Origin of the sequence: Pseudomonas sp. R62, from assembly GCF_000257605.1 — a bacterium.
GTDB lineage: Bacteria > Pseudomonadota > Gammaproteobacteria > Pseudomonadales > Pseudomonadaceae > Aquipseudomonas > Aquipseudomonas atacamensis.
In genome coordinates, this window is sequence record NZ_JH635999.1 from 2,007,889 (window position 1) to 2,013,540 (window position 5,652).

Annotated in this window: 7 protein-coding genes; 1 reads left to right on the plus strand and 6 read right to left on the minus strand. The window is 59.7% G+C overall.

Features of this window, described 5'->3' with window-relative positions; genetic code table 11:
- From OQK_RS26885 to OQK_RS26895, 3 genes are all read right to left on the minus strand, one after another.
- A partial coding sequence (locus OQK_RS26885; RefSeq protein WP_016775174.1) for a DeoR/GlpR family DNA-binding transcription regulator occupies positions 1–748 on the minus strand: 748 nt, incomplete at its 3' end.
- A 186-nt stretch (positions 749–934) separates the two neighbouring features.
- A complete protein-coding gene (locus OQK_RS26890) occupies positions 935–1,990 on the minus strand; it encodes an AbrB family transcriptional regulator (protein ID WP_016775175.1) in 1,056 nt (351 codons plus the stop codon).
- Positions 1,991–2,155: 165 nt separating this feature from the next.
- On the minus strand, positions 2,156–2,578 hold the full coding sequence (locus OQK_RS26895; RefSeq protein WP_016775176.1) for an HD domain-containing protein: 423 nt from the start codon (positions 2,576–2,578) through the stop codon (positions 2,156–2,158).
- Positions 2,579–2,736: 158 nt separating this feature from the next.
- Here OQK_RS26895 and OQK_RS26900 point away from each other — a divergent pair, with 158 nt between their 5' ends.
- Entirely contained in the window at positions 2,737–3,168 is a 432-nt protein-coding gene (locus OQK_RS26900; protein ID WP_016775177.1) for a hypothetical protein, read from the plus strand.
- Positions 3,169–3,238: 70 nt separating this feature from the next.
- Here the strand turns inward: OQK_RS26900 and OQK_RS26905 are convergent, their stop codons facing one another.
- The 3 genes from OQK_RS26905 to OQK_RS26915 form a co-directional block, all read right to left on the minus strand.
- A complete protein-coding gene (locus tag OQK_RS26905; protein WP_016775178.1) occupies positions 3,239–3,523 on the minus strand; it encodes a hypothetical protein in 285 nt (94 codons plus the stop codon).
- Between the two features lie 143 nt (positions 3,524–3,666).
- Positions 3,667–4,215: a cupin domain-containing protein gene (locus tag OQK_RS26910; RefSeq protein ID WP_011333561.1), complete on the minus strand. Its 549-nt coding sequence runs from the start codon at positions 4,213–4,215 to the stop codon at positions 3,667–3,669.
- Between the two features lie 422 nt (positions 4,216–4,637).
- Positions 4,638–5,652: NAD(P)/FAD-dependent oxidoreductase (locus OQK_RS26915; RefSeq protein WP_016775179.1), on the minus strand; the 1,015-nt coding region annotated here is incomplete at its 5' end.

The window sequence follows — 5,652 nt, forward strand, 5'->3', positions numbered from 1 at the left end:
GATAATCCTCGACATTCCCCGACCCGGGATGCCGCTCGGTAATCAACATATGCAGGCGCGTACACGGCGCCACCACAAACGGCTCCACCGCGCCCAGCTTGTCTGACGTGGTCACCGCAATCACCCGCGCTGCACTGTCGAGCATCGCCTGTTTGATCGGCACTTCATCGAAATGCAGCGAGGTAATCCCGACCTCGGGATGAATCGCACACACCCCGGTAATCGCCAGATCCGCCTTGATCCCCGCCAGCAGTCGCAGCGCTTCCTGACCACTGGCCGACATCGAATGCGGATTCAATTCACCACCCGCCAGAATCACTTTCACGCCTTTGTATTCGGACAAGGCAATCGCCGTCAGTGGGGAAGCGGTCACCGCGGTGATGCGGATGTCGGACGGTAATGCGCGGGCGACCTGCAACGTGGTCGAGCCGGAATCGAACAGCACAATCTGCCCGTCCTCGATGTGCTGCGCCGCCAATTGCGCCAGGCGTAGTTTGACCTCGTCGGTCTCATCCAGGCGGGTGAAGTAATCTTTGCCCGAGTCTTTCGGTCGCGGCAGCGCCCCGCCATGCACCCGCTGCACCAGCCCAGCGCTGTCCAGCTCGGCGAGGTCGCGGCGGATGGTGTCCTCGGACACCGCGAAATGCTGGCTAAGCTCGGAGGCCATGACCTTGCCGTCACGTTCGAGAAGCAAAAGGATTTTCTGCCGACGCAGGGACGGCAATTCGGCGATGGAGTGGTCGTGCATGGTTATGCCTGTTTTTGCTTGTAGTTGCAGGTTTCAGCGACACTAGCGAAAGTCTCAGGCAAATACAAACGCAACGGCTATCAATGCTTTCGATCATTGGAATCAACACGGCGAATTTTTTCTTTGCGCTGCGCCTGTTCACAATGGCCCCACTCTCAAAAGCTCAGGATGAACAGCCCATGAATCTCAACTTCGCCTTCGCCTGCATGATCGTCGTGTCGTTCGCGATTGCCTTGGGCCACGCCTGACCTGCACCAACAACGCCGGGGCAAAATGCAGCAGCACCATCCGGCTCAGATGATGCGTCAGGATAAACACCACATTCAGCCCGCCACCAAACGCGACAATCGCAATCGTCTCGATCGCGCCCGGCATGTAAGCCAGCCACAGCGACAGCGGATCACTGCCCAGCCAGCGCGCAGCCACCTCGGCAAACGCCGCTGCGACGACGATCATCAAACCCACAGAGACCAACGCCGTGCGCCCATGTCGCGCCAGTTCTGCGATGCCCAGTCCCTGAAAACGTGAGCCGATGCGCACGCCGAGGATCAGTGCGGCCAGGTTCAGGCTCCACTCCGGCATGTGAAAGCCGTGCAGCCATCCCGACTTCACAAATACAGCGGTTATGAGAATCGCGGTAAGCATGAATGGCGCCGGGACGCCGACCAGCAACAGCAAGCGGCCGAGCAATACGCTCAGCGCGATGACAGAGAACGCGGTCAGCGCCATGCCTGTGGTCAACGGATCGCTGGCGACTTCAGCCACCGCCGCTTGCCCGGGAATGAGCAAACTCACCAGCACGGTGATCAACAGCAGCCGCATCAGATGCACGATGATGACTTTGCTCGAAGCCTTTTCCGATTCAAGCAAATCGAACACTGCGGCCAATGCGCCGGGATACACCGCCAGCAGTGCATCGGTGCGGTTCCAGCCGGCGCCGCGTGTCAGCCACCATCCGGCGAGTGCAATTTGTACGGTCAGGCAGATCAGCAATACGCCAAGGCTGGGCAACATCGTCGACGCCGTTTCGCTGTCCCATGCTTCGAACATCAGCCCGGTGGCGATGCCCAGCGTGACCTGGATGTAGCCCAGTCCATAAGGAGTTACCGGGGCGATGCCGGTTTTACTGGCAAACAACGCGGTTACGACAATCGAGCCCAGCAGCAAGCCGTGGGGTACGCCTTCAAACTGCAATAACGCGCCGAAACCGGCCGCAATCAACAAGCACACAATGGATTTCATAGTTCGCCTTCCTGGCTATTTTGTGAGACACCACCATTCCCTGGTAGGAGCTGCCGAAGGCTGCGATCTGATCGTTCCCACGCTCTGCGTGGGAATGCAGCCGGGGACGCTCTGCGTCCCAAAAGATCGCAGCCTTCGGCAGCTCCTACAGGGGGATTGGCATTTCTATGCGCGAAGGCGTGCAATCGCCCGCCGATATTTCTCGATCCGCTCCAGATCCTCCCAACTCGGCGAGGCAATCCGCGATATATCGCTGTTCTCTTCCAGATCCGCCAGCTTCACCACCCGGCCGATCGGGTTTTGCGCGGCGCGGTCGACAAAGTCCTCGTAGGACTCGCCGGGCAGTTTGGTCACTGCCGCAATCGCCGCCAGCACCTCTTCGCTGAAGCCTTCCCCGCGCAAATCATCCAGGCTCACCCCGCAATCCTCGACCACATCGTGCAGCACAGCGACGATGCGCTCTTCCAGCGTATTCATGCGCAACATGACTTTCAGCGGATGCAAAATGTACGGCGCGCCGCCCTTGTCGACTTGCCCGGTGTGGGCCGTGGCGGCAATGGCGATGGCGCGTTCGAGGGTTGGGGCCATGGGAATCGAATCCTGCGCTGAATGTTTCTGATTGTTACGCAGTGTACGCGAAGATCGCTCAGCGCAAACCGATTGAACCTTGCCCGCCCTCGCCGCCTCGAAACCAGACAAGCGCCAAATCACCGATCAGACGCGGCGCCATTGGAGAGGAATTGCCGATGAAAACCCGACTGCTGCTCCTGATCGCCACGTTCGCCATCATACCCACCTGCGTCATGGCCGAAGGCTGCGACGTCCAGACCCGCTCCTCCAGCGCCTCGGTGCCAGCGGTGGAAACCCACAGCTGCTACGAATACGAAGGCATGCCCGTGGACTCCATCAACTGGTCCTGCAGCAACGAAACCAAGGACACCCTCCACGCCACCAAGAAAAAAGTCGATCGCTGCGACGACCACTACCAGGCCACCTGCACCGCCCGCCTCACCCAGGAATCCCTGGCCAACCCGCACTCGACCAGCAAAGACAAAAGCGCCAAACCGCTGAACATGCCCGACAACGCCAAAGTCACCACGTATTACTACGACGGCGAGCACCTGGCGCAGGCAAAGATTGATTGTGAGAACAGTGGCGGAAACTGGAAGGCTAAGTAACCTCGGTCATCGAGGATTGCCTGATAGAGAGCCCGGCTTAATGCCGGGCTTGCTGCATCTGCAAACAGCTTCAACCCTCACCAGCACCGCTGCTGGTGCCGCTGTCGTTCGATTGCTTCGAACCACTGGGCTTGGAACCTGAAGGTGTAGAGCCGTCATTGTTGGTGGTGTTGCCCTGCGTGCCTTTGGGCACGGTGGCGCCATTGGAATGAATGTCTTCCGGCGCACTAGGATTGGTCTGGCTGTTACCGTCGTTAGCGGTGGGTTCAGGGGTGTCGTTGGCGGCTGTTGCGTAGAGCGAAGTGGCGGATAGCAGGGTGGCTAGCGTCAGTGCTGCGAGTTTGACTGGGCGCATGTTGGCGGTTCCTTTGCGGGGGTAAGGTATGCATTGGAAGCGCGTGCGCGGGGAAAATGCGGGAAGGCTGACGAATGGCAGGAACAAACAACCCGGCACCTCGTAAAGATGCCGGGTCAACAAAAAAATAATGCGTTATCCGATCAGAAATTCGCCGGCGTATTCGCACTGATAATCTCCGCCTCATCCGCGCCGATATTGCGAAACTTATGCGGCAACGTCGTCGGAAAGTAATAACCATCCCCCGCACTCAACACACTCACCTGCCCGTCCACGGTCAGTTCCACCGTGCCGCGCGTGACCAGCCCGCACTCTTCGCCTTCGGCATGCACGATCGGCTCTTCGCCGGAGCTGGCGCCGGGGGCGTATTGTTCGCGGAGCAGGCGCATCTGGCGGCTGGGCACCGAGGCGCCGATGAGCAGCAGGCGCAGGCCGTGGCGGCCGAGGTCGGGTTGTTCGTTGGCGCGGAATACGTATTGGTGTTCGCGCGGGGGCTGGTCGAAGGTGAAGAAATCGGCCAGGGACATCGGTATGCCTTCGAGCAGCTTTTTCAGCGAGCTGACGGAGGGGCTGACGCGGTTCTGTTCGATCAGCGAGATGGTCGCGTTGGTCACGCCGCTACGCCGGGCGAGCTCGCGCTGGGAGAGTTTGTAGCTTTCGCGTACTAGTTTGAGTCGAGAACCCGTATCCATGACAGCCTTATGTAAGAGCGACTTAAGGGCGATGGGGGTGGGTGGCGGGTGACGCGCAGGTCGCGCGGATCACGTTGCTCCCGTGTCCCGGAACCGTGAAAGGCGGCTATTAAATCACGTTTGCGGGTGTTGCTCAGCAGGTTCGATGGATGGTGCGGCAAAAGTCCTGTTGGCCTTGGCAATACAGTCACTGTGGGAGCGAGCCTGCTCGCGAAAGCAGTGTGTCAGACAACGAAGATCTTGGCTGACATGGCTCCTTCGCGAGCAAGCTCGCTCCCACATTTGGTTTTGAGCAGGTCAGCAAAAGCGAGTGTGGCTGGGCTGGCCTCTTCGCGAGCAGGCTCGCTCCCACAGTGGACATCAGTGGTTTTGCATAAGTGAAAAACCGGCGAGGTCTTTCGGACCGTCGCCGGTGAGGTCAATCAGACGCCGAACCGGTCGCGCAGGGAGTAGTAGACCGCGCCCAGAGCGGTAAGCGGTGCGGAGAAGGTGCGGCCGCCGAGCATCGGCATGTGCGGCAGCGAGGCGAAGGCGTTGAAGCGTTCGGCATCGCCGCGGATCATTTCCGAGATCAGTTTGCCGGCCAGGTGCGAGCAGGTGACGCCGTGGCCGCTGTAGCCCTGCATGTAGTAGGCGTTCTTTTCGATACGGCCGAATTGCGGCATGCGCGACATGGTCAGCAGGAAATTGCCGGTCCAGCGGTAGTCGATCTTCACGTCCTTGAGCTGCGGAAAGGTCTTGAGGATCTTCGGCCGGATCAATTGTTCGATATCGTCCGGCTCCCGCGCGCCGTAGACCACACCACCACCGTAAAGCAGGCGGTTGTCAGCGGTCAGGCGGTAGTAATCGAGCAGGTAGTTGCAGTCCTCGACGCAGTAATTATTGGTGATCAGACTGCGTGCCTGCTGCTCGGTCAGCGGTTCGGTGACGACGATCTGCGAACCACACGGCATGCTTTTCGCGGTGACGCGGTTGTCGAGGCCTTGCGGTAGATAAGCGTTGCCGGCGATCAACAGGTATTTGGCGCGGACCAGACCTTTGGCAGTACGCACGGTGATCGGCTCGCCGTAGGTGATTTCCACCGCCGCCGATTGCTCGTAGATCTTGCCGCCCAAACGCACGATGGCGGCGGCTTCCCCTAGCGCCAGATTCAACGGATGAACGTGGCCGCCCTGCATGTCCAGCAAGCCGCCAACGTAGGCGTCGGAGCCGACTTCGCGACGAATATCCGCTGCATCCAGCATCTTCAGATTGCGGTTGCCGTAGCGTTCCCAGTTGCGCTTCTGCTCGGCCAGGCCGTTGAGCTGTTTCTTGTTCATCGCCGCGAAAATACCGCCCGGGCGATAGTCGCACTTGATGTCGTAATCCTTGATGCGCGAGCGAATGATATCGGCGCCTTCGAAGATCATGCTGCCGAGGATTTCTGCAGTCTTGTCG

Excerpts from the sequence above, each read along its gene's own strand:
- OQK_RS26910 (WP_011333561.1), bottom strand. The coding sequence starts at position 4,215 with ATGGATACGGGTTCTCGACTCAAACTAGTACGCGAAAGCTACAAACTC.
- OQK_RS26890 (WP_016775175.1), bottom strand. The coding sequence starts at position 1,990 with ATGAAATCCATTGTGTGCTTGTTGATTGCGGCCGGTTTCGGCGCGTTA.
- OQK_RS26900 (WP_016775177.1), top strand. The coding sequence starts at position 2,737 with ATGAAAACCCGACTGCTGCTCCTGATCGCCACGTTCGCCATCATACCC.
- OQK_RS26905 (WP_016775178.1), bottom strand. The coding sequence starts at position 3,523 with ATGCGCCCAGTCAAACTCGCAGCACTGACGCTAGCCACCCTGCTATCC.
- OQK_RS26895 (WP_016775176.1), bottom strand. The coding sequence starts at position 2,578 with ATGGCCCCAACCCTCGAACGCGCCATCGCCATTGCCGCCACGGCCCAC.